This window comes from Acidobacteriota bacterium, from assembly GCA_033549365.1.
In the GTDB taxonomy this organism is placed as follows: Bacteria; Acidobacteriota; Aminicenantia; order Aminicenantales; family Saccharicenantaceae; genus JAWSUF01.
Genome location: JAWSUF010000009.1, coordinates 49,790 through 71,130, shown reverse-complemented (window position 1 = coordinate 71,130; position 21,341 = coordinate 49,790). Strand labels below are relative to the sequence as shown.

21 protein-coding genes and 2 tRNA genes are annotated in these 21,341 nt (G+C 59.6%); 10 read left to right on the top strand and 13 right to left on the bottom strand.

The window, feature by feature from the left end; all coding sequences use genetic code 11:
- Positions 1-85 precede the first annotated feature (85 nt).
- On the top strand, positions 86-259 hold the full coding sequence (locus tag SCM96_12220) for a hypothetical protein (protein ID MDW7761382.1): 174 nt from the start codon (positions 86-88) through the stop codon (positions 257-259).
- A gap of 28 nt (positions 260-287) precedes the next feature.
- On the opposite strand, the gene SCM96_12215 is transcribed toward SCM96_12220, so the two are convergent.
- The gene (locus SCM96_12215) at positions 288-1,586 is read right to left on the bottom strand and encodes a replication-associated recombination protein A (GenBank protein ID MDW7761381.1); all 1,299 of its coding nucleotides are present in this window, start codon (positions 1,584-1,586) and stop codon (positions 288-290) included.
- Positions 1,587-1,718: 132 nt separating this feature from the next.
- Here SCM96_12215 and SCM96_12210 point away from each other — a divergent pair, with 132 nt between their 5' ends.
- The 5 genes from SCM96_12210 (at position 1,719) to SCM96_12190 (ending at position 4,324) form a co-directional block, all read left to right on the top strand.
- Positions 1,719-2,114 (top strand): MerR family transcriptional regulator, encoded by a 396-nt coding sequence (locus tag SCM96_12210; protein ID MDW7761380.1) that lies wholly within the window; start codon positions 1,719-1,721, stop codon positions 2,112-2,114.
- Positions 2,115-2,151: 37 nt separating this feature from the next.
- Positions 2,152-2,228, top strand: a tRNA-Pro gene (locus tag SCM96_12205).
- A 23-nt stretch (positions 2,229-2,251) separates the two neighbouring features.
- Positions 2,252-2,605, top strand: coding sequence for a cupin domain-containing protein (locus SCM96_12200; GenBank protein ID MDW7761379.1), 354 nt, complete (start codon positions 2,252-2,254; stop codon positions 2,603-2,605).
- On the top strand, positions 2,602-3,381 hold the full coding sequence (gene surE, locus SCM96_12195; protein MDW7761378.1) for a 5'/3'-nucleotidase SurE: 780 nt from the start codon (positions 2,602-2,604) through the stop codon (positions 3,379-3,381). Before SCM96_12200 ends, surE begins: the two co-directional genes overlap by 4 nt.
- Complete coding sequence (locus tag SCM96_12190; GenBank protein MDW7761377.1) at positions 3,365-4,324, top strand: radical SAM protein; 960 nt, start codon at positions 3,365-3,367, stop codon at positions 4,322-4,324. Before surE ends, SCM96_12190 begins: the two co-directional genes overlap by 17 nt.
- Before the next feature lie 22 nt (positions 4,325-4,346).
- On the opposite strand, the gene SCM96_12185 is transcribed toward SCM96_12190, so the two are convergent.
- The 9 genes from SCM96_12185 to SCM96_12145 all read right to left on the bottom strand — a co-directional run bounded on the left by SCM96_12185 (position 4,347) and on the right by SCM96_12145 (position 14,186).
- Positions 4,347-5,168 (bottom strand): DUF3014 domain-containing protein, encoded by an 822-nt coding sequence (locus SCM96_12185; GenBank protein ID MDW7761376.1) that lies wholly within the window; start codon positions 5,166-5,168, stop codon positions 4,347-4,349.
- Between the two features lie 22 nt (positions 5,169-5,190).
- Positions 5,191-6,033 carry a hypothetical protein gene (locus tag SCM96_12180; protein ID MDW7761375.1) on the bottom strand — a complete coding sequence of 281 codons (843 nt, stop codon included), beginning with the start codon at positions 6,031-6,033 and terminating at the stop codon, positions 5,191-5,193.
- Between the two features lie 96 nt (positions 6,034-6,129).
- On the bottom strand, positions 6,130-6,882 hold the full coding sequence (gene pstB / locus SCM96_12175) for a phosphate ABC transporter ATP-binding protein PstB (protein MDW7761374.1): 753 nt from the start codon (positions 6,880-6,882) through the stop codon (positions 6,130-6,132).
- Positions 6,883-6,889: 7 nt separating this feature from the next.
- Positions 6,890-7,648, bottom strand: coding sequence for a phosphate ABC transporter ATP-binding protein (locus SCM96_12170; GenBank protein ID MDW7761373.1), 759 nt, complete (start codon positions 7,646-7,648; stop codon positions 6,890-6,892).
- Entirely contained in the window at positions 7,645-8,481 is an 837-nt protein-coding gene (gene pstA, locus SCM96_12165; GenBank protein MDW7761372.1) for a phosphate ABC transporter permease PstA, read from the bottom strand. The genes SCM96_12170 and pstA overlap by 4 nt, the downstream gene beginning before the upstream one ends.
- Positions 8,478-9,308, bottom strand: coding sequence for a phosphate ABC transporter permease subunit PstC (gene pstC / locus SCM96_12160; protein ID MDW7761371.1), 831 nt, complete (start codon positions 9,306-9,308; stop codon positions 8,478-8,480). The genes pstA and pstC overlap by 4 nt, the downstream gene beginning before the upstream one ends.
- A gap of 23 nt (positions 9,309-9,331) precedes the next feature.
- Entirely contained in the window at positions 9,332-10,111 is a 780-nt protein-coding gene (locus SCM96_12155) for a phosphate ABC transporter substrate-binding protein (protein ID MDW7761370.1), read from the bottom strand.
- Between the two features lie 34 nt (positions 10,112-10,145).
- On the bottom strand, positions 10,146-12,011 hold the full coding sequence (locus SCM96_12150; protein MDW7761369.1) for an ATP-binding cassette domain-containing protein: 1,866 nt from the start codon (positions 12,009-12,011) through the stop codon (positions 10,146-10,148).
- Positions 12,012-12,032: 21 nt separating this feature from the next.
- Complete coding sequence (locus SCM96_12145) at positions 12,033-14,186, bottom strand: S46 family peptidase (protein ID MDW7761368.1); 2,154 nt, start codon at positions 14,184-14,186, stop codon at positions 12,033-12,035.
- Between the two features lie 323 nt (positions 14,187-14,509).
- Here SCM96_12145 and SCM96_12140 point away from each other — a divergent pair.
- From SCM96_12140 to SCM96_12130, 3 genes are all read left to right on the top strand, one after another.
- Positions 14,510-14,583: transfer RNA gene (locus SCM96_12140), tRNA-Pro, on the top strand.
- Positions 14,584-14,596: 13 nt separating this feature from the next.
- Positions 14,597-14,968 (top strand): cupin domain-containing protein, encoded by a 372-nt coding sequence (locus tag SCM96_12135; protein ID MDW7761367.1) that lies wholly within the window; start codon positions 14,597-14,599, stop codon positions 14,966-14,968.
- Positions 14,965-16,737 (top strand): aldehyde ferredoxin oxidoreductase family protein, encoded by a 1,773-nt coding sequence (locus SCM96_12130; protein MDW7761366.1) that lies wholly within the window; start codon positions 14,965-14,967, stop codon positions 16,735-16,737. The genes SCM96_12135 and SCM96_12130 overlap by 4 nt, the downstream gene beginning before the upstream one ends.
- On the opposite strand, the gene SCM96_12125 is transcribed toward SCM96_12130, so the two are convergent.
- A complete protein-coding gene (locus tag SCM96_12125) occupies positions 16,713-17,783 on the bottom strand; it encodes a DUF362 domain-containing protein (GenBank protein MDW7761365.1) in 1,071 nt (356 codons plus the stop codon). The genes SCM96_12130 and SCM96_12125 overlap by 25 nt on opposite strands.
- Positions 17,776-18,921: an alanine--glyoxylate aminotransferase family protein gene (locus tag SCM96_12120; protein ID MDW7761364.1), complete on the bottom strand. Its 1,146-nt coding sequence runs from the start codon at positions 18,919-18,921 to the stop codon at positions 17,776-17,778. The genes SCM96_12125 and SCM96_12120 overlap by 8 nt, the downstream gene beginning before the upstream one ends.
- Positions 18,922-19,054: 133 nt before the next feature.
- On the opposite strand from SCM96_12120, the gene SCM96_12115 reads away from it, so the two are divergent.
- Positions 19,055-19,978, top strand: a complete 924-nt coding sequence (locus tag SCM96_12115) for a hypothetical protein (GenBank protein ID MDW7761363.1) — start codon at positions 19,055-19,057, stop codon at positions 19,976-19,978.
- A gap of 180 nt (positions 19,979-20,158) precedes the next feature.
- Here the strand turns inward: SCM96_12115 and SCM96_12110 are convergent, their stop codons facing one another.
- Positions 20,159-21,340 carry a hypothetical protein gene (locus SCM96_12110; protein ID MDW7761362.1) on the bottom strand — a complete coding sequence of 394 codons (1,182 nt, stop codon included), beginning with the start codon at positions 21,338-21,340 and terminating at the stop codon, positions 20,159-20,161.
- Between the last annotated feature and the right edge of the window lies 1 nt (position 21,341).

Here is a 21,341-nt window from a genome sequence, read left to right as displayed (position 1 = left end):
GTATCTTAGCACTTTTCTCCCGGCCTCTCAACGCCGCGGCTTTACGGATCCGGGCGAAGTTGGTATGATGCGGGGCGGACATCACATGGCCAACTATATTCTTCTCTACCGGATCCGGAAAGTCGTCAAAAAACTCCTCAAGGAAAAAATCGCCGACGACGAACTGGCCACAACGGCCAAATCCTGCCTCGGCTGCCTGGCCGACGACATCAGCTGGGAAATCCACGACTTGATTAAAGAAAAATACTCCGACGATTGAATAACTTTTCAAAGCCAAGCAACTAAGACTAAGACTTTTTTTTAAGGGACTGCCACCAAGCCATCCGTTTGGCGATGTCCTTTTCGAAGCCCAAGTCTCCCGGCTTGTAATACACGCGGCCTTTCAGGCTTTCCGGCATCGTTTCCATGTCCGTCGTCGCCTCCGGGGAATCGTGGGCGTATTGATATCCCCGGCCGTAGCCCAGCTCCTTCATGAGTTTTGTCGGCGCATTCCGGATGTGAAGCGGGACGGGCTCGTGGGCGCTTTTCTCGACATCCTTGACAACTTCGCCGTAGGCGATGTAAACCCGGTTGCTTTTGGGCGCCGCCGCGAGATAAACGACGGCCTCGGCCAGGGCCAGCTCGCCCTCCGGACTGCCCAGAAAGTCATAGGCCTCCTTGGCCCGGAGGGCGACGGCCAGGGACTGGGGATCGGCCAGCCCGATATCCTCGGAGGCAAAACGGACGAGACGCCGGGCGACATAGAGCGGATCGTCCCCCGCTCTCAACATGCGGGCCAGCCAATACAGGGAGGCTTGAACGTCGGAATTCCTGAGACTCTTATGGAGTGCGGAGATCAGGTTGAAATGCTCCTCGCCGTCCTTATCATAAAAGAGAACCCGCTTCTGAAGCGCTTCCTGGACATCGGCCGCACCGATCTCCGGCGGTTGGGCCAGGCTGGAGGCGATTTCCAGGGTGGTCAAAGCCTTTCTTGCGTCGCCGTCGGCCCAGGCGATCAGAAGGTCGAGGGCCTCTCCGGCAATCCGCCATCCCGCCTCTCCCAAACCCTCTTCCTTGTCCGCAAGAGCGTCCTCGACGATGCGGGCCAGGGCTTCCGGCGTCAGCGGATTCAGGACGAGAACCCGTGTCCGGGAGAGGAGAGGCGCAATGACTTCGAACGACGGGTTTTCCGTCGTGGACCCGAACAGGATGACATCCCCCTTCTCGACATAAGGCAGGAAAGCGCCCTGCTGAGCCTTGTTGAAGCGGTGGATTTCGTCGATGAAAACGACCAGAGGTTTTCCGAACAACCCCCGCCGCTTCTCCGCCTCGGCCATGGCCTCCTTGATTTCCTTGATGCCGGAAAGGACAGCGCTGAAAAAGAGGCAGGGCAGGTCGAAATGCCGGGCCAGCATGGCCCCCAGAGTCGTTTTTCCGGTCCCCGGAGGACCCCAGAATATGATGGACACGAGATGCCCGCTCTCGATGAGCTGGGAGAGGATCTTTCCCTTTCCCAGAATGTGGTCCTGACCGTAGACGCGGTCGAAGGAGCGCGGGCGCATGCGTTCGGCCAGAGGAACCGTCGTCCGCTTTTCGTCCTGGGCCATCCCTTTACCTCCGGGCCGTCCGATCGAATCGATGTTTCTTGCGGATTATATCAGAAGCCCGGATGTCGCGGTAGGGCGGCGCCTTGACCGGGCCTATCGGAAATGGTAAGGTGATTCACGTTGTTGGCTCCCGTGAAAAACAGACTCCCCGAAAATCAAACCTCGGAAAAATCGGCTTCGGCGGCAAAGCTCGTCTATCGGATCGAGGAGGTCGGCCGGATCTCCGGAGTGCCCCTCGAGACTTTGGAAATCTGGGAAAACGAGCTGCCGTTCCTGAATTCCGGCCTGACGGCCGGCGGACGGAAAGTCTTCCGCCGGAAGGACCTGGACATCATTCTCAGGATCAAGGCTCTCCTGGAGGAGAAAAGCCTGACCCTGGCCGGCGTCAAAAGGAAAATCGAGGAGGAATTCGGCCTGACACCTTCCGCCCCGGTGCATCCGGAAAAACTCCGAAAAGCCCTGTGCCTGCTTCGGGAGGAATTGCAGTCCATTGCCGCGGCACTTGAAAAAAAACCGAAAACAGGATAAAAGTATCTGCCTGCGCTTTTAAATCGGATTCCCCGGTCGGGACGTGGCGCAGCCTGGTAGCGCACACGCTTGGGGTGCGTGGGGTCGGCGGTTCAAATCCGCCCGTCCCGACCATTTTTTTCATAAGGACCCTTATCATGGACGACAAAGCCAACGCCGCCGCAGAGAAATTGAAATCCGAAATTCTGGATCCCGCCCGGCTCGTCGATTATCAGGACGGCGCCGTGGTCAGCCGCGAGATCATCCGGGAAAAAACGGGCACCGTGAGTGTCTTCGCCTTCGATGCCGGTCAGGGTTTGAGCGAACACACCGCCCCCTTCGACGCTCTGGTTTTGATTCTTGACGGCAAGGCGGAGATTCTCATCGGCGGCCGGCCGCACATCGTGGAAAGCGGCCGCATGATCATCATGCCCGCCCACGTCCCCCACGCCTTGAATGCGTTGGATCGGTTCAAAATGATGCTCGTCATGATCAAAGCCCGGCCGGAATGACGGACCTTCTCTTCCTCCTGACCAACGACGACGGCCATTTTTCCGCAGGACTCAAGGCCCTCTTGGACGCGGTCCGCGATCTGGGACGGATTGTCACCGTCGCGCCCGACCGGGAAAAGAGCGCAACCTCCCTGTCCCTGACTCTGCGCCGCCCGCTCCGCATCCGCGAGGCCGGTCCCGAAATCTATTCCGTCGACGGAACACCCGCCGACTGTGTTTACATGGCCGTGCAGAAAATTCTGCCGCGGAAACCCGACCTTCTCCTTTCCGGCATCAACCACGGCCCCAACCTGGGACGCCAGGATATCGCCTACTCGGGCACCGTGGCCGGGGCCCTGCAGGGTTCGTTTCTCGGCATTCCCTCGGCGGCCTTCTCCCTGCATGCCGATGTGAAGGGGGTTTTTCACTTCGATCAAGCCGCCCGCATCGCCCGAGAAATCGCCCTCAGGATGACGGCCATGACCTTAGCTCCGGGCTCTCTTCTCAACGTCAATATTCCCCCGCCCCCCGTCAAGGGCGTGCGGATCACGTCCCTCGGCCAGAAGCGATACGATCCTCAGATCATCGAGAAACATGATCCTCGGGGAGCGTCCTATTTCTGGATCGGGACGGGCCGGCCGAAAGCCACGGGAGGCCGAGGCAGCGATATCCGAGCCGTGGCTCAGGGTTTCGTTTCCATCACGCCTCTTCAAACCGACCCGACGGATGCCGTTATGGCCGAAAACCTCCGCAACGCCGGGACGTTCGACGGATGCGGCCGTGACCCCGGAGATTGAAGCCAAGGCCGGGCGCATTGAAAACGCCCTGGCCGCTCTCTCGGAGCAGGAAACCGCCTGCTTTCTCTGTCCCAGAAACTGCGGAGTCGACCGCCGGACCGGGCGCGGTGTCTGCCGCGCGGGAACGACGGCCGTCGTTTCCCACGCCCTTCTCCATTTCGGAGAAGAGCCCGTCCTGAGCGGCGACGGATCAGGAACCATCTTTTTCGCCGGCTGCAACCTGGCCTGCCGGTTTTGTCAGAACTACCAAATCAGTTGGTTCGACGAGGGTCGGCCGGCCGGCGACGACGATCTCGCGGACATGATGCTGGATCTCCGGGACCGGGGCGCTTTGAACATCAATTTCGTCTCCCCCACCCATCTCGTCCTCCCCATACTCAGGGGGCTGCGGAAAGCCGTCCTCAAGGGTCTCGATATTCCGCTCGTTTACAATTCCAACGGCTACGACAGCGCCGCGACACTCAAGGAATTGGGGGGCGTTATCGACATCTACCTGCCCGATGCCAAATATGTCTCGCCCGATCTTTCGTCGAGATATTCGGGAGCGGCCGATTATTTCGAGCGGGCGGCCACGGCGCTCATCGAAATGCACCGCCAGCAACCCCGTCTCGAAATCGATGAGAAAGGGGCCGCCCTCAAGGGCCTTATCATCCGCCATCTCGTTCTGCCGGGCTGCGGGGAGGATTCCCTGAAAGTCCTGCGATGGATCCGCGACAACTTGTCGCCGTCCATCGGACTCAGCATCATGAGCCAATACCGTCCCTGCCACTGGGTGCCGGAGGAACTGAATCGGACCGTGACTCCGGAGGAATACGGCCGTGTCGTGGACTTCGCCCTGAGCCTGGATTTCGAGAACCTGTTCATCCAACCCGAGCCCTTCGGGCCGGACGAACACCTTGTTCCGGATTTCCGGTTGCCGGAGCCTTTCCGCTGGAAAGGCTGATAGCCGGGAACCGGGGAAAGAATCAGGGCCTGCGGACGGAGGGAGTATAACTTCTCGTTCGGGGCAGACTTTTTTCGGGAATATTCAGGGCCGCCGCGATTTCCCTGATTTTCCCCTGAATGACCTGGACATTATCCCGTCCCATGCGCAGAAAGTGTTTCTGGGCCGGGCTGAGCTTCTCCAATTCGGGATCGGCGAAAACATAGGCCAGAACTTTCTGGTCGACCCGGACACGTCCTTCGACAAGAGGCACGGACAGAAGCTCGGACATGGCCCTGATCAGAGTTTCCTTGAAGTCCTGATCCGGATAGCCCAGATCGCGATAAGCCTCCTGGATCAACGGCTGAAGGGATCGATAGAGACGGGCGGCCGCCACGGCGTCGATGGACACGAACACATCGGCGGCCGGGTCATAGCGGTCGAAACTCGCGGGAGCGACATAACCGCGGGAGACCGTGAAGGCCCGGGACGGAACGAAGAAATCGATCTGGGCCCGCGGGCTGACGCCGTTGGCCACGTTGTCCACGGCGGCCACGAATTTTCGGACAAGCTCCTTGGTCTTCAGCCAGGAGGCCAGGCGGGGATGGGACGAGATATCCTGGACCAGCCCCCGGATGATGTCGTCGCTGGTGTCGAGTTCAAGACGGGGCAGAGCGAGAATATCCTCGGGATCATCAACGACGGCTTTCGTGACTTCGCTGATTTCAACGGAATCGGTCGGGACGATGGGCGGGACTCTCCCGGGCTTCCTGTATTCAAGAAAATAGTACAGAAGGCCGCCGACCACGACGACGACGGCCAGGATGGTCAGCCCGATCCGGATGATCTTCCGGTTGTCTTCCATGTCGTTCGCTCTCCTCTCCGGTTCAATTCCCCGGAATGCGATCCGAATCGGGAGGATCGGCCTTGAGGATCCGGATGCTTCCCAATGTCGATCGAAGATAAATCTGCGCCGCGGCCTCTTCCCCGCCGAGACGGCCGTCGATTTCGGACAAGGGGTGTTCGCCTTCGAAATCGAATTCCCCGCTGATCGTTCCTCCGGGCGCCTCGGCCCGGATTTCCGCCCGAACGTCAGGCTGCAGGAAAAGAACGATGTCGCCGTTTTCGACCCGGATCGAAATGTAGTCTTCCTCCCGGAAATCAAGGACTTCGGCCCGGACGGATCCCGAACCCACCTCGGCCTCAATCGACCCGGAATAGTTCTCGATATCCACATTTCCCTGCTCGATGTCAAGAACCACCCGTCCGAAAAGATCGCTGATCCAGATCTCTCCCTTTTCCAAGCTCAGAGGTTCCAGGTTGACGGGTCGGGGAACGCGGATCCGATAATCGATTTCATCTTCGGGTTCATCTCGCCACGACGGCCGCCGGCTGATGCGCACCGAATTCCCCTCCCTTTCGATAAGGATATCGGGTTTTCTGTCGAGCCTCAGTGCGGCGACGCGGATCCCGCCCCGGGCATTGCCCGACCCTATTTTTTCTGCAGAGATTTCCAGTTCGTTCCTGTCCCAACCGGTGATTTCGATAACACCCGCTTCATGTTCCAGAGAGACGGTCCCCCCGGTTTCGAAATCCAAGGTGCGGTTGAACGTCCGGTCGGCCCGGAAGGAACCGCCGGCCCCCTGCTCGACAACGGCGATGATGCAGGAGGCGGCGGCGAAAACGAGAACGGCGGGAATTCCCATGCGTAAAAAGGAAGTTTTGTTCATGTCACCTCCTCAAACCAAGACACCGAAGAGCTTTTTTTTGATTATACACCAATCCACGTCCGGAGCGCCATGCCCATCGGAACCCCAACTCCGGATTTATCCGTATCGTCCGGTGATATAGTCCTCGGTCCGAGAGTCCTGAGGCCGGGTAAAGATGCGGTCGGTTTCTCCGAATTCGACGAGTTCGCCCAGAAGAAAATACCCGGTGGCGTCGGACACCCGTGCCGCCTGCTGCATGTTGTGGGTCACGATGACGATGGTGTAGGTTTTCTTGAGCTCGTACATCAGGTCCTCGATCTTGGATGTGGCGTCGGGATCGAGGGCCGAGCAGGGCTCGTCCATAAGGACGATTTCCGGTTCGACGGCGACCAGACGGGCGATGCACAGGCGTTGCTGCTGTTCTCCCGACAGGAGAACGGCATTCCGATCCAATCCGTCTTTCAGCTCGTCCCAGAGATGGACGGCCCGGAGGCTTTTCTCCAGAGTTTGCTCCAGGAGGCTCGGCTTCCTGATGCCGTGAACTCTCAGTCCGTAAAGGACATTGTCGGAGATGCTCAGGGGAAACGGATTCGGACGCTGAAACACCATTCCGACCTTCTTGCGAAGGCGGAGTAGATCCACGCCGGGACGATAAATGTCCTCTCCGTCCACGATCACTTGCCCACTGATCTTCACCTCGTCGATGAGGTCGTTCATCCGGTTCAAGGTCCGGAGAAACGTCGACTTGCCGCAACCCGACGGCCCAATGAGCGCCGTGATCCGGTTTTTCCGAATCTCCAGGCTGACATTTTTCAGGGCCTGAAAATGGCCGTAGAAGAGGGAAAGATTCTCCACCCTGACAATGCTCATGCCGGCCTCATCCGTATTTCCCCCGGAGATAACCGTCCGTCCTCGCATCGGCCGGAGCGGTGAAGAGTCTGTCCGTCCGGCCCACCTCGACCAAACGGCCTTTCAGGAAAAAGGCCGTCGTGTCGGCCACGCGGGCGGCTTGCTTGACGTTGTTCGTGACCAGAATGATCGTGTAGTTCCGTTTGAGCTGGCGCAGGGAGTTTTCGATTTTCATGGTGGAGATGGGATCCAGACCCGAGGTGGGCTCGTCGAGAAGGATGAACTCGGGCTTGAGGGCCAGGATCCGGGCGATGCACAGCCTCTGTTGCTGCCCGCCCGACAAGTTGCAGGCTTTTTCGTCGAGTCGATCCTTAACTTCCTCCCAGAGACCGGCCTTGTCCAGAGAGTCGGTGACAAGCTCGGCCAGGCGGATCTTGTCTCTGATGCCGGCCAGTTTGGCCCCGAAGGCGATGTTTTCGAAAATCGACCGGGGAAGGGGCACAGGGGTGGCAAAGACCATCCCCAGTTTTCTCCGCAGTTCGACGACATCGACGTCGGGATCGTAAATGTTCCGGCCGTCGATGGCGATGGTTCCCTCGACGCGGGAGCCGCGGATGAGGTCATTCAGCCTGTTCAAGGAACACAGGAACGTGGATTTCCCGCTGCCTGCCGGACCGATGATGCCCAGAATTTCGTTCCGCGCGATATCGAGATCAATGTCTTGCAGAGTCGGAACGCCGTCGAAATAATGATTGAAACCCCGGACGCTGATGGCCGCGTTTGTCATGAATACTTCCGGATGAACTTGTCCATAAGGATGTAGGTGACGATGTTGACCGCCAGAATGGCCAGGATCAGAACGGCCGCCGTGCCATAGGCGTTGTCCATGGAAATGCCCTCGCGGGCCAGGATGTAAAAATGCACGGACATCGTTCGCGATGAGGACAGGAGGGAGGTCGGGATTCTCAGGGCCGAGCCCGCAGTGAAAATCACGGCCGCCGTTTCCCCGATGCTTCGTCCAACGCTGAGAATGATGCCGGTGACGATCCCGGGCAGTGCGGCCGGCAGGACGACCCGGGTCACGGTCTGCCACTTGGTGCCGCCCAGTGAAAAGCTGACCTGGCGATAGGACGGCGGCACGGCCTTGATGGCTTCCTCGCTCGTTCGGATGATGGTCGGCAGGATCATGAAGGCCAGGGTCAGGCTGCCGCTCAGGATGGACCAGCCGAAGCCCAGACGGGTCACGAACAGGATGAATCCGAACAGACCGAAGATGATGGAGGGAATGCCTGCCAGGCATTCAGCGCCGAAACGGATGATCCGCGTCACGGGGTTTTCCCAAGTGTACTCCGTCAGGTAGATGGCCGTTCCCACGCCGAGCGGGGTGGCGATCAGAATGGCCGCAGCCGTCAGGACCATGGTTCCAACGATAGTCGAAAAGATCCCGCCGCCCTTGCCCATGTCAACGGGATTTTCCGTCAAAAAGGCCAAGTCAACGACCGGAAGTCCTTTTTTCAGGACAAAAAAGACAATGAAGACAAGGATGAAAACCGTGGCCCCCGTAAACAGCCATAGCACGGCCTGTGCGATCCCCTGTTCCAGCCGCGGAGGAATTCTCATTTCGTCTTTCTCCGCGACGTGACATTGGCCAAGGTGTTGAGTATCATGATGATGACGAAGAGAATGACACCGGTCGCAAACAGCGCCTGACGGTGTTCCCCGGAGGCATATCCCATCTCGAGGGCGATGTTCGAAGTCAGCGTTCTCACGGGATCCAGGGCCGAACGCGGCACGGCAACGGCGTTTCCGGCGATCATGATCACGGCCATGGTTTCCCCGATGGCCCGGCCCATGCCCAGGATGACGGAGGCGATGATGCCGGAGCGGGCGGCCGGGAGAAGAACCATTTTCACCGTCTGCCAGCGTGTTGCGCCCAACGCAATCGAGCCTTCCCGGTAGGACGGCGGGACGGCCGACAGGGCGTCGATCGAAATGCTGATGACGGTCGGCAGAATCATGATGCCGAGGATGATGGAGGCGGCCAGGACGGACAGCCCGGGCCCACCGAACGTCTCACGGATGAAGGGCACGAGGATGACGACGCCCATGAAGCCGTAAACGACAGAAGGGATTCCGGCCAGGAGTTCGATGACGGGCTTGATGATCTGCCGCAGGCCGCGGGAGGAAAACTCCGTCAGGAAAACGGCGCAGGCCAGGCCGAAGGGAACGCCGAGGACGAGGGCGCCTCCCGTGACATAGAGAGACCCGAGAATCATGGGCAGAAGACCGAAGCTTCGTTCTCCGGGATACCAGTCCATCCCGCCCAGGAAATTTTTCAGGCCGTATTTGAACATGATGGGCGTGCCTTCGACGAAAATGAACAGGGTGATGACGGCCAGGATGGTGACGGCTGAAAGGGCCGTGACGAGCAAGGCCATGCGGATCAGCTTGTCCGTCCGTTCGAGCCTGTTCAAGATCCCCTCGCTTTGGCCGGAATCAGTCCTTCGCTCACGATCAGGGCCTGGCCTTCGGGAGAGAGCACGAAGTCGATGAAATGCCGGGCCAATCCGTCGACCGGACCGTCCGTGATGAACAGGAAGGGACGGACAAGCGGATAGAGACCGTCCTCGATGGCCTCCTCGCCCGGATAAATCCCGTCCAGTTCCAGCGCCTTGACCTGCTTGTTGACAAGCCCGAGGGAGATATAGCCGATGGCGTAGGGATCATGAGCGACGATTTCGCGGACCGTCCCGTTCGAATCCTGGACGATGGCTCGCCGGTAGATCCGCGTCGGCCCCATCACCAGCTCCTGAAACGCACCTCGGGTCCCGGATCCCTCCTCCCGCGTGACGACGGTCATTTCCCGGTCGGCATAGCCGAGGGCCCGCCAGTTCGGAATGTCTCCGGCGAAAATCCTTTTGACATCGGACAAAGCCAGGCCTTGAAGGGGATTCGAGGGATGAACAATGACGGCGAGGCCGTCACGCGCCACAACGATCGTCTTCAAATCCTGTTCGTCCGCTTTGAGCGGTCTCGAAGACATGCCGATCGTCGCGGCTCCGCTCCGCACGGCCTGGATGCCGGCGCTCGAACCCCCGCCCTGGATATTGATCGAGGTTCCCCTGTGATGTTCCATATACACTTCGGCCCATTTGTCGGCAAAGGGCTGGACGCTTGTCGAACCGGCCACGGTCAGATCGCTTTCCGAATCGGACAGCGAACATCCCGCCGCCAGAAGAAAGACCATCATTCCAACAATCCAACGCCACATGGTGAGAGCCCGATTATATCAAATTCTTCTCTTCAAAACGCCTGAGCTTCTCCTCAAAAACGGCCTGGGCGCTTTCATGGTCCGAGGACAGACGCTCCAGTTCGGAATACAGGATTTCGCTTTCGGACTTGACCCGATGCAGAGACTTGGAGAGCTCGGCGATCCGGGCGCCGTTTCCGGCCTCCGAGGCGGCAATCAGATCCTGCGTCAATTCCCGGATGCGGGCATCGTTCTTCTCGATCTTCGCCTCGATTCCGGCCATTGTTTTCTCGAGGGGCTTTAAGGTTTTCGACCGCTCGGCCGTGAGTTCCGATTTCAGTCGACGGAGCTCCCGCGGATCCGGACGCGTCTCTTCCGGCGGAGGAGCGGGCTTGGCCCGCCCGGGGGGTTTTTCCTCGTCCTTCCATCCCACCTTCTCCAGAAACCGCCGATAACCTCCCTCATGGACGGTGACGGCATCGTCGTCGAAAACGACGAGCCGGTCGGCCAGAGCGTCGAGAAACATCTCGTTGTGGGTGACCATGATGACGGCCCCGTCGAAGGAGTCGACGGCCTCGAGAAGAGCGTCGCTCGATGCCATGTCCAGATGGTTGGTCGGCTCGTCAAGAAGGAGGACATTGACCGGGGTTGTGATGAGCTTGGCCAGCATGACGCGGCTTTTCTCGCCGCCGGACAGGACGCGGATCCTCTTCAGGGCGTCGTCGCCCTCGAACATCATGGCCCCGCAGATCTGGCGCACCCGGCCCGGATCGGCCTCTGCGTCGGCCGAGGCGACCTCGTCGAGGACGGTGTTGCCGTCCGAGAGAGAGGCCACATTGGTCTGTTCGAAATAGCCGAGAGCCGCGGACTGGGGAAAGGCAATCCGGCCCCGTTCAGGTTCGAGCCGGCCGGCCAGGAGCTTGAGAAGCGTGGTTTTGCCCTTACCGTTCCTTCCGACGACGAAGATCCGGTCCCGGGCGCCGATGCAAGCGGAAAAATCCTCGATGAGAGGTTTTCCGGGCTCATAGCCGAAAGTCAGTCCCGAAACGTCCATCGCATAGGTGTGATAAAACGGCTTTTCCGTGAAGGCGAACTCCAGGTTTCTGATCGCCGCCAGCTTCTCCTTTTTTTCCATTTTTTCCAGCGATTTGACGCGGGACTGGACCAGGCCGCCGAGCCGGGCTTTGGCCCGGAACCGGTTAATGAACAGCTCCATTTCCTTGCGCTTCCGTTCGTCGTTGACCCGCGTTTTTTCGTAGATCTCCTCGTCCTGGGCGATCTGGGCGTAATATTTTCCGGTGTCCCCGGGTATCTTCCGGACCTTGCGCCGGTGGATGCCGAGAATGTGGGTCGCGACCGTGTCCATGAAACTCCGGTCGTGGGTAATGAGCATGAGTTCGCCGGGCCAGGCGACAAGGAACCTCTCCAGCCAGCGGATGGAAGTGATGTCGAGGTAATTCGTCGGCTCGTCGAGCAGGATCATTTGATAGTCGGCCAGAAGCACCTTGGCCAGATTGAGCCGGACCTGGTATCCCCCGGAGAGTTCGGCCGGCGGACGGTCCATGTCCTCGGGCTGAAAGCCCAGCCCGGCCAGGACTTTTTCGGCCCTCCAGCATTCGTGCCGGCCGTCCGGAGGAAGGGCCGAGACGGCCTCGTCGAAGACGGAGTCCGCCCTGAAAACCAGACGCTGCTCGACATAGCCGATCCGGTATTTTTTCGGTTTGACGACCTCGCCGTCGTCCGGCGTCTCCTGTCCGGCAATGATCCGGAAAAGCGTCGTTTTCCCGTGGCCGTTGCGGCCGACCAGCCCGACGCGTTCGCGCGGGTTGACCTTGAAGCCGATGTTTTCGAAGAGCGTCTGCCGGCCGTAGCTCTTCGACAGGCCGTCAACGGTGATCATGAGAGAGCCGTCCCGTCCGGATCAGAACCCCAGTTCTCTCAGGATATGGTCCGCACCGGAGAACTTTTCGGTGATGAAGAGCACATAACGGATATCGACACTGATCGAGCGCTGGAGCTCGGGGATGACCAGATAATCGCCGATGACGCTCTCATAGGTCATATCAAAGATGATGCCGACGATTTCCCCGTCGGCGTTGAGTGTCGGCGATCCGGAATTTCCGCCCGTGACACTGGCCGTATTCAGGAAGCACACGGGGACATCGCCGAGGAGGGAATCGGCATAGCGGCCGAAGTCCCGGTACTCGAACAGGGCTTTGAGTTTTTCGGGCACGATGAACGGAAATTCGCCCGTCTCTTTTTCCACAACGCCCCCAAGTGTCGTCAGGGGAAGATAGGCAACGGCGTCCCTTGGGATATACCCTTCGACGGGGCCGTGAGTGAAACGGATTGTGGAGTTGGCGTCCGTGGCGATTCGTCCTCCGGTCATTTGAAGCAAGGCCTTCTCGTAAACCATCTTGAGATCGGACCGCTCCTGGCTCATGGCTTTGCCCTGTTCACGGAGAACCTTGAGCTCCTGTTCGAGATCGGCGGCCAATCCGAGGAAGGGATCCTTGAGCACGGCAAGTTGAGCCGGCGTCATGGACAGCATCTCCAGCCTGCGTTTCGGATCGGCCAGCGAGGTTTTCTCATAAAGGCCGTCAACGAAAGCCTCCACGGCCTCAGGAGAAGGATCCGCGGCCAGCATCTTGAACGCGGCCGGAATCTGCTCGGGGGACAGCTCGGACAGCTTTTTCAACTGGTGCTTGAAAAAGGCCTTGTCCGTCTCGAGAACGTAGCCGCGCTCGGCCAGCTCGATGCCCTGGCGGATATAAGGCGCGTTCCTCTCCTGGAAGCCGGGTTCGCGGTCCTTGTCGGGTTTCTGAAACTGCTCGGCGGCCCTGATGAGGGTGTGGGCCTGGGAGAGAAGCGTGGAGCCGAAAAACGAACTGACGATATTGTTCAGGAACTCGTTTTTCCCGGAAAAGGCCTTGAGCCGCTCCATGTAAGCCTCGATGTTCTCGAGGGCGCCGCCAAATTCTGCTTTTCGTTTCGGGTCGGCGCTCAGCCAGTCCCGATGGGCCTGTTCCTCGCAAGCTTTTCTTTCAAGCAGGCCGTATTTTTCCATTCCCTCGAGTTTACCCGTCATGTTTTTATGACTGTTGTTGAGGCCCTGGAGCTTGGAGGCGTAACGGATTTCAACGGTCTTATCGCGGCCCGCGGCCTCTTCCAGGAAGCGGATGATGTCCTCGAATTCCGCCTTTCTTCGCGCCATGGACTCCATGTCGGTGCTGAGTTCCGAGAGCGCGAAGTTCCGGTAGGTTCGTCCCGGATAGCCCATGACGAACGTGAAATCCCCCTCTTTGACTCCGTCGAGGGAGATCTTGAAGTGGATCTTGGGCTCATAGGGCACGTTGTCGGCGCTGAAAGCGGCGCCGCTTCCATCGGGGGCGACGTAGGCTCTGAGAAACGTGAAGTCGCCGGTGTGACGCGGCCACATCCAGTTGTCGATGTCTCCGCCGTAATTGCCGATGTCCTGGGGCGGGGCGTAAACGAGGCGGACATCGCGAAGACGCTTGAATCGGAACAGGTAGTATTCGTTTCCGCTGTACATCGAGGCCACGTTGGCCCGGATGTCCGGCCCGGCTTTTTCCGTCCGGGCCACGATATCCCGGGTCGCTTTTTCAATGGCATCATATCTCTGACGCGGAGTCATCCCCTTCTTCAGGCGGGCCTGGATTTCAGCCGTGACGTCTTCGTATCCAAGCAGAACGTCGGCCGTGTAGCCCTGGGCCGGAATTTCCTGGTCCAGGGAGGCGGCCAGGAAGCCGTTCCGAATATAGTCGTTCTCCTTGTCCGCGGCCCTCTGGATGGCGCCGAAGGCGACATGGTGATTGGTCAGGATCAGGCCTTTGGAACTGACGAATTCGCCCGTCCCCCCGCCGAACCAGACGACGGCGCTCATGAGGCCCGTGCCGTCCGTCTTGTAGAGGCCGCCCGGATCCATGCGCAGGCCCAGGCTTTTCAGATCAAGGGTCTTCATCTGGTGGGGCAGCCACATGCCGTCGTCGGCCGGGGCCGCCGCCGCCCAGCACAGAATTAGAGCCAATAAAAGAATTCTCGCCGTTTTCAACATTGTTTTTTCTCCCATTATTCTCCGTCCCGGGATTCGAAAGACTTGGAGAGTTTACAATGACACAAAACCCCCCTCCCAATCAAGTCAGGAGCTGCACGTGAAAACGCATTTTTTTACTTTCATCTTTGATCTTCTGCGTTTTCACCCTCCGGGCGTACCGATCTTGCCATTCCGCCTGCGTTGCAGCCTGTTCGACGTAGCTCAACTACGCCTTCACAAGCCGCTTCCTTGTCGGAACGGCAACCTCAGCACGCGTGCAGCTCCTTTGGGGTCCGGAGTGAATTTGCTTTTTGTGCGGATTTCGTTATAATAGGCCGCCGTGTCGGGGAGTAGCGCAGCCCGGTAGCGCACAGCGTTCGGGACGCTGGGGTCGTGGGTTCGAATCCCACCTCCCCGACTCGTTTCCAGCCATGATCATCAAGGACATCAAAAAATGCTGCCCCTTCCCTTCCGGAGACAGGGCCGTCTTGAGAGAGCTGCTTCATCCCGGAAAGGAAAACCTCGATCTTCGTTACAGCCTGGCCCACGCCGTCGTGCATCCGGGCCGGACGACCCTTCCCCACCGGCTGAAAACGTCCGAAGTCTATTACATTCTCGAAGGCCGCGGCCTCATGCACATCGACGAGGAATCGACTGAGGTCTTCCCCGGACAGGCCGTCTACATTCCGCCTCACGCCGCCCAGTTCATCAAGAATACCGGCCCGAAGGACCTTGTCTTCCTCTGCATCGTCGACCCGGCCTGGCGGCCCGAAGACGAAGACATTCTCGCCGAGGAGACATGACGGCTTCGAACGGGTGTTTCGGACGGTTGCTGAGGATCGATCTTTCGAGGCGGTCATTCCTCTACGAAGATCTGCCGGCTGATCTCACCGGCGAAGTCCTGGGAGGAAAGGGATTGGGCTCCCGTCTCCTGACGCGGGAGAATCCCCCCGGCGTCGATCCTCTCGGGCCGGAAAACCGGTTTATCCTGACCGTCGGTCCGGCCACCGGAACGGGTTTCTGGAGCCATGCCCGGGCCGCCGCCTTCGCCAAAAGCCCGGCCACGGGCGGCTTTGCGGAATCCTACTGTGGGGGAACCCTCGCTCCGAAAATCAAGGGCTGCGGCGTTGACGCCGTCGTTCTTGAGGGCAAAGCTTCCGGATTGACCGTGCTCCATGTCGACGAGACCGGCGTCGTTTTCGAGGAGGCCTCCCGACTCAAAGGCATGGAAACTCATCTTGCCGAACGGCAAATCCTGGGCTCGGCGGCGGCCGGCGCCTCCGCTCTCTGTATCGGTCCGGCCGGAGAAAACCTCGTTCGTTTCGCCTGCATCAAGTCGGATCGCTGGCGGAGCTTCGGCCGCTGCGGCCTCGGAGCCGTCCTGGGATCCAAGAACGTCAAGGGCATCTCCTTCTGCGGACGGAAAACGGCCGAGGTCGCCGATCCAACCCTTCTCCGCGTCCTGATCCGCGATGTCGCCCGCAAGGCCGCCGAATCCCCGGTGACGGCGCTTTACCGCAGACTGGGGACCCCCCTTCAGGTCGCAGCCACCAACGCCCGGAAATGCTTTCCGACCGGCTACTGGACGTCCGGCTATTTCCCGAAGTGGGAAACCCTGTCCGCCGACTACATGTTGAAAGAGTTCGACGTCAAGCCCACGGGATGTCCCAACTGCTTCCTCAAGTGCACCAAGCATTCCCGCATCCTTCGCGGACGGCATGCGGGACTGGAAATCGAAGGTCCCGAGTACGAGACGATCTATGCCCTCGGCGGGCTGAATGAAATCGAGGGCCTCGAGGAGGTCGCCTGGCTCAATGATCTCTGCGACCGGCTCGGCCTGGACACCATGAGCGCCGGAAATATCACGGCTTTTGCGGCCGAAGCCCGAAGGCGCGGCCGGATCGACTTCGAAATCGGACCCAACAATCCGGACGCCGTGGCCGAACTCCTGACCCTCACGGCGGAACGCCGCGGCGTCGGCGACCTTTTCGCCCGGGGCATCCGCGAGGCCGCGACCGAACTCGGCCTCGAAGACGTCGCCGTCCACGTTAAAGGTCTCGAACCGGCCGGATTCGAGCCGCGGGTGCTGAAGGGAATGGGCCTGTCCTACGCCACCTCGGCCCGGGGCGCCTGCCATCTTCGCGGAACATTCTACAAGGCGGAACTCTACGGAGAGGCCGATGCCGGTGTCATCCCCGGAAAAGCCCGGGCCGTCATCGACTATGAGGATCGGGCCGCACTTTTCGACTGCCTGATCCTCTGCCGGTTTTTCCGGGATTTCATCCTATGGGACGAACTCGGACACCTGATCGAGGTCCTGACCGGCCGCGCCTATTCCAAAGCCGGCCTCGAAGTGCTGGCCAACGCCGTGACCCAGGAAACGCGGAGATTCAATTTGAGAGAGGGCTTGGGAGAGGATTTGGACACGCTCCCACCACGCTTGCTCAACGAAAAAACCGTCGAAGGCGCGGCTCTGCCGGCCGAGGAACTCGGCCGGATGCTTGCGGAATACAACGCTCTCCGTTCGGCCCGGGAGAGCGGCAAACGTCAGACAATCGAAACGAGCTCGTAGTCCCTTCGCCCCAGCCCCAGTTCTTCTCCCCGGCGGAGCTGGATCTCCCAGTCGATGTCGTAACCCGACCGAAAAACATCCGAACCGGCCGTCCTGAGGACGAGATCGATGGACGCCTTGTCCACGGCGACCGGATCGCAGGCCCCCAGAATGCCGATATCCTCGACGATTCTCGGCTGATCCCGGGACATGCAGTCGCAGTCCTTGGTCACCCGGATGAGAACATTGATGAACGCCGACCGTCCTTCGAAATTCTTCTGAACCAACCGGGCGTATTCGGCCATTTTCTCCTGGACGCGACGGGCGTCGCCGTGCCAGCTGATCTTGACGGCGCCCCGCTTGCAGACGGCCAGGCATTCCCCGCAGCCGATGCACCGTTTGCCGTCTATGGCGACATGCCCCTCGGCCTGAACGATGGCCTGTTCGGGACAGAAGTCCAGGCAAAGGCTGCAGTTCCGGCAGAGCTTGGGATTGATGCGGGGATGGACGACGGAGTGCTGATCGAGCTTTCCGGCGCGCGAGGCACATCCCATGCCCAGATTCTTGATCGCTCCACCCACGCCGGTCTGCACGTGTCCCGTGATATGGCTCAGACAGATCAGGACGTCGGCATCCCGGATCCCCGGTGCGATCCGGGAGCTCATCGGAGAATCCGCTGATGCGGGCGCCGTCTTGTCCCGGCCGAGAAGACCGTCGGCGATGATCACCGGAACTCCCACCGTCTCGGGTGTGAAACCGTGTTTCCAAGCCAGCCGGATGTGTTCGACGGCGTTCGACCGGGGCCCGGTATAGAGAGTATTGGTGTCGGTCAGAAAAACCCTCTCCGTGCGGGTCCGGACCTCGTCGATCACACCCCGGATCCATGGCGGCTTGATGTGGCCCTTGTTGCCCTTTTCGCCGAAATGGATCTTGACGGCGGCGAAATCCTCCTTGGCGACGGTCTCGTTGAGTCCGATCCTGCGGTAGATTTGGAGGATCTTGTCCCTGACAACCTCCGGGGATTCCTTTTCAGCCGCAGCCAGAAAAAAAACCGGGACCTTACCCATGGAAAACCCGGTCGGCGGCCCGGACTCCCGCGCCCTGGAAGAGGCAGGCTCCGAGCGAAACGAGACTGCGTTCGACGGCCTGGAGAGCGAATCGAATCTGTTCGGCGGTCAAGTTCCCCATATGGCCCATGCGGAAAACCTTTCCCGCCGTATGAGCCAGCCCGCCCGCCACAACAATATTGTTGGCATAGAGAACACTCCGGAAGGCCTTGTCCTCGACGCCTTCGGGATAGGTCACGACGGACAGTGTCGGGGCCAGGCAGGACGGATGAGTAAAAAAGCCGAAACCCATGGCGGCCAGTCCGGCCCGAACGGCTTCGGCGTTGCGGACGTGGCGGGAAAATCGCGCCTCGAGACCTTCCTCCAGCACAATCCGCAGCGCTTCACCGAAGGCCCGGATCTCGTTGACGCAGGGAGTCGCAAAATAGACCGTGGGATCGGTCATGACGGGCAGCCAGCGCAGGATGTCACTGTAATATGCGGGAACGGCGGCCAGGCTGCGTCTCTTGTCCACAGCCCGGCGCGAAAAAACGCAGAGAGCCAGTCCGGGAGGCGCCCCGAAACACTTCTGAGCCGCCGAAAAGACGACGTCGATCCCCCAGTCGTCCATTTTTTCCGGCACACCTCCCGTGGCGCAAACTCCGTCTACGATAAAGAGCGACCCCGCCGACTTGACCCGGGCGGCATAGGCTTCGACGGGGGCCATTGCGCCCGTCGCCGTGTCGACGTGAGTGCAGACGACGACGTCATAGTCCGCGCGGCCCAGCGCAACCGCCAGGTCTTCGGGGGAGACGACGGTTCCCCACTCGGCTTCCAGAACGTCATGGGCGATTTGAAAAGACGAACAGATATCGCCCATCCTTCGGCCGAAGTAGCCTTGAGAGAGAACCAGGACCCGTTCTCCCGGGCCGACGACGTTCAGAAGCGCCATCTCCATGGCCAGTGTCCCGCCGCCGGAAACAATGAAGGCTTCCCCTTCGGCGCAAAAGACAACCTGCTTGAGATTCGCGCAGGCTTCGCGCAGCTCCGCGGCCATCTCGGGACCGACATGAGAAACCGTGGGTCGGGCCAGGACCTCGAGAATGCGCGGGTGGACCGGGCTCGGACCCGGGATCAGCAGAAGTTTTTCCTGGGACATGGGACCTCCTTTTTTCGGCGCATCGGCTTTCATTTTACCAGAAGCCGGGTTGAATCCCCAAGGCGGTTCAAATGATTGACAGGCATCCCTCCGCGGTGCTATACATGGTTCAACCTGAATCGGAAGGACGATCATGAAGACGGGCAAAGCGTTTTTCTTCCGCCACTTCGAAGGTTCCCTGATCGCACTCATCCTGGTCGGCATCGCGGCCATCGCTCTTCTTGTCCAATTCGAGTTCGCTTTTCTGAATTTTTTCTTTCTTCCCGTCATCCTGTCCGGATACTACCTGGGGAAAAAAAAGGCCGTCCTGACCGCCATCCTTTGCATCCTCCTTGTTTTCCTCTACTTCATTTATCTCAACCTGTTTACCACACCTGAAGAATCTCTGGACTTCAACACGGTGATTCAGGTGCTGACCTGGGGCTGTTTTCTTGTCGTGACGGCGGGAATCATCGGAGGGGTCTCCGAACAGCGCGAAACCAAGGTCCGGAATCTCGGAAAAGCCTATATCGGCGTCCTGGACATCCTTCTTCGTTACCTGGAAGCCGCCGACGAAGTTCAACCGCGGTCTCTGCGGGCCGCCGCCCTCGCGGGTCGGATTGCCGATCAGCTCGGCCTTGACCGCCGGGACATCGAAAACATCAAGTCGGCCGCTCTTCTTTATGAGAGCGATCGCCTGCCCTCCAGCCTTTCGCTGCTGGATCAAGCCGCCGATTTCGTCAAGGACGATCTCCGGACTTCGAAATCCGAAATCAGTTCGCGGGAGCGTGTGCTGGTGACGACGGCGGCCTGCCTGATGAAAGAGGTCGAACCTTTGCTGACCGGCTATTTCCGCCATTACGTCGAATACGCATCAGTAGAAGACAAGAATCTGGAGGTGGTCCCGACAGGAAGCGCCGTTATTGCTCTGATCGATCGATATATCAAAGCCTTTCCCAAGGGGGAGCCGGACACCGATGAAAAACTGGCTTTCCTGGCCGAAGTCGGCCCGCTCAAAGACCGCACCTATCCAGAACCCGTACTCGCCGCTTTTCGCGAAGCCATCTTCCCCTCCTAAGCTCCGGGTCTGTGCGTCATAACGCCGGTGTTTTTCTTCTTTTCCAATAATCCGGCGTTATGACCCTTCGGGCGTGCCGATCTCACCATTCCGGCTTCGTTGCACCTTATTGTCCCCCGCAAGGAGGTTTCTGCGAGGCGCAGGGGGGATCCCGGCTCTTTTAACGCACAGCCTCGGGAATTAGTCGGCGAAGTAGCCGGCTCTGTGTCGGATGGTAAAACTGCCGGTCTTGACCTTCACCTGGATGCGACGGAATCCGCCGTCGGCCTTGTAGTCCCGCGGGGAATAAAACAGAAGGTAATAGCTTTCCGCCGCGTCGGCCGCTCTGCGGAAGGCCGCGGCCGGATCGGATGAGGCGGTCGTCAACCCGCCCGTCGCTCCGGCGATCTCCCGGAATGCGCTGTAGATGTCCTCGGATTGTTCGACCATGATCAGTCCCGAGGGCCGTCTTTCCGTAATGTCCATCTGCTGAGCCGGGGTCCGCGTCAAGAAGAGGAAATGAGCGGAGAGGGACGAGTCCGAAAAGGCTTTCATGATCTCTTCGACATTCACGTTGAGTTCCCGGCGATAGAAATCGAACCTGTCCATAAGCGTGAAGACGAAGCTCATCTGGTCCAGGGACATGTCCATGGTCTCGCTCAGAACCCTCGGGTGAAGCTTGGGGATCTCCTCTTTCTGGTAAAAGAGAAAGACGTGCTTCGAGCCCTCCCTGTCTTTCAGGAACCGGGCGAATTCGATCATCTTGGCCTGATCGACGACGCGCAGGGTTTCGAGGCGGTTCAGGGTTTCCTCGTAATAGGTCAGGGATTCTTCCGTGATTCCCCCGGACAGCAGAGAGTGAAGCTCCCTCATGATGTTCTTGTATTCCGTGCCGCCGATGGCGACATCGGTCCGCAGGATGCTCATGAGCCTGTCTCTGACGGCATCCCGGCTCATTTTTTCCAGAGCATCGCCCTTCAGGCTGTAACTTCGGAGGGGCGTGATGACGATGAGCGTGTCGCCGGGAAGAAAAATGTCGGTCAGAAAATGGTCGACGGCCTTGGCGATCTCGGGAAAATAATCCGAGAGTTGGAAGAGGAAGACAAAGGTCCGGCTGACCCGGGGATCGGGTGTTCGGCCTTCCTCTCTGAGAACGCTTGTTTTTTTGACGAGAACGACCCCGGAGATGTCCTGGATCCGGCCGTCCTCGATCAGTTCGAAATCCTCGATGCCGAGATTGTCGACGAAGACATCCCCTTGAAAGACCCGGACGGGGACTTCGATGTTGACGACTTTCACGACATGCGAGATGTCCTGCCCGCCGACGGCTCCGGCGGCCAGCACCGCGGCCGCGGCAAATCCGAACCATGCTGTTTTTTTCATA

What these genes read in the sequence shown, in the direction of transcription:
- SCM96_12220 (MDW7761382.1), top strand. Translation starts at nt 86, where the DNA reads ATGGCCAACTATATTCTTCTCTACCGGATCCGGAAAGTCGTCAAAAAA.
- SCM96_12215 (MDW7761381.1), bottom strand. Translation starts at nt 1,586, where the DNA reads ATGGCCCAGGACGAAAAGCGGACGACGGTTCCTCTGGCCGAACGCATG.
- SCM96_12200 (MDW7761379.1), top strand. Translation starts at nt 2,252, where the DNA reads ATGGACGACAAAGCCAACGCCGCCGCAGAGAAATTGAAATCCGAAATT.
- surE (MDW7761378.1), top strand. Translation starts at nt 2,602, where the DNA reads ATGACGGACCTTCTCTTCCTCCTGACCAACGACGACGGCCATTTTTCC.
- SCM96_12185 (MDW7761376.1), bottom strand. Translation starts at nt 5,168, where the DNA reads ATGGAAGACAACCGGAAGATCATCCGGATCGGGCTGACCATCCTGGCC.
- SCM96_12180 (MDW7761375.1), bottom strand. Translation starts at nt 6,033, where the DNA reads ATGAACAAAACTTCCTTTTTACGCATGGGAATTCCCGCCGTTCTCGTT.
- pstB (MDW7761374.1), bottom strand. Translation starts at nt 6,882, where the DNA reads ATGAGCATTGTCAGGGTGGAGAATCTTTCCCTCTTCTACGGCCATTTT.
- SCM96_12170 (MDW7761373.1), bottom strand. Translation starts at nt 7,648, where the DNA reads ATGACAAACGCGGCCATCAGCGTCCGGGGTTTCAATCATTATTTCGAC.
- pstA (MDW7761372.1), bottom strand. Translation starts at nt 8,481, where the DNA reads ATGAGAATTCCTCCGCGGCTGGAACAGGGGATCGCACAGGCCGTGCTA.
- SCM96_12155 (MDW7761370.1), bottom strand. Translation starts at nt 10,111, where the DNA reads ATGATGGTCTTTCTTCTGGCGGCGGGATGTTCGCTGTCCGATTCGGAA.
- SCM96_12150 (MDW7761369.1), bottom strand. Translation starts at nt 12,011, where the DNA reads ATGATCACCGTTGACGGCCTGTCGAAGAGCTACGGCCGGCAGACGCTC.
- SCM96_12145 (MDW7761368.1), bottom strand. Translation starts at nt 14,186, where the DNA reads ATGTTGAAAACGGCGAGAATTCTTTTATTGGCTCTAATTCTGTGCTGG.
- SCM96_12135 (MDW7761367.1), top strand. Translation starts at nt 14,597, where the DNA reads ATGATCATCAAGGACATCAAAAAATGCTGCCCCTTCCCTTCCGGAGAC.
- SCM96_12130 (MDW7761366.1), top strand. Translation starts at nt 14,965, where the DNA reads ATGACGGCTTCGAACGGGTGTTTCGGACGGTTGCTGAGGATCGATCTT.
- SCM96_12125 (MDW7761365.1), bottom strand. Translation starts at nt 17,783, where the DNA reads ATGGGTAAGGTCCCGGTTTTTTTTCTGGCTGCGGCTGAAAAGGAATCC.
- SCM96_12120 (MDW7761364.1), bottom strand. Translation starts at nt 18,921, where the DNA reads ATGTCCCAGGAAAAACTTCTGCTGATCCCGGGTCCGAGCCCGGTCCAC.
- SCM96_12115 (MDW7761363.1), top strand. Translation starts at nt 19,055, where the DNA reads ATGAAGACGGGCAAAGCGTTTTTCTTCCGCCACTTCGAAGGTTCCCTG.
- SCM96_12110 (MDW7761362.1), bottom strand. Translation starts at nt 21,340, where the DNA reads ATGAAAAAAACAGCATGGTTCGGATTTGCCGCGGCCGCGGTGCTGGCC.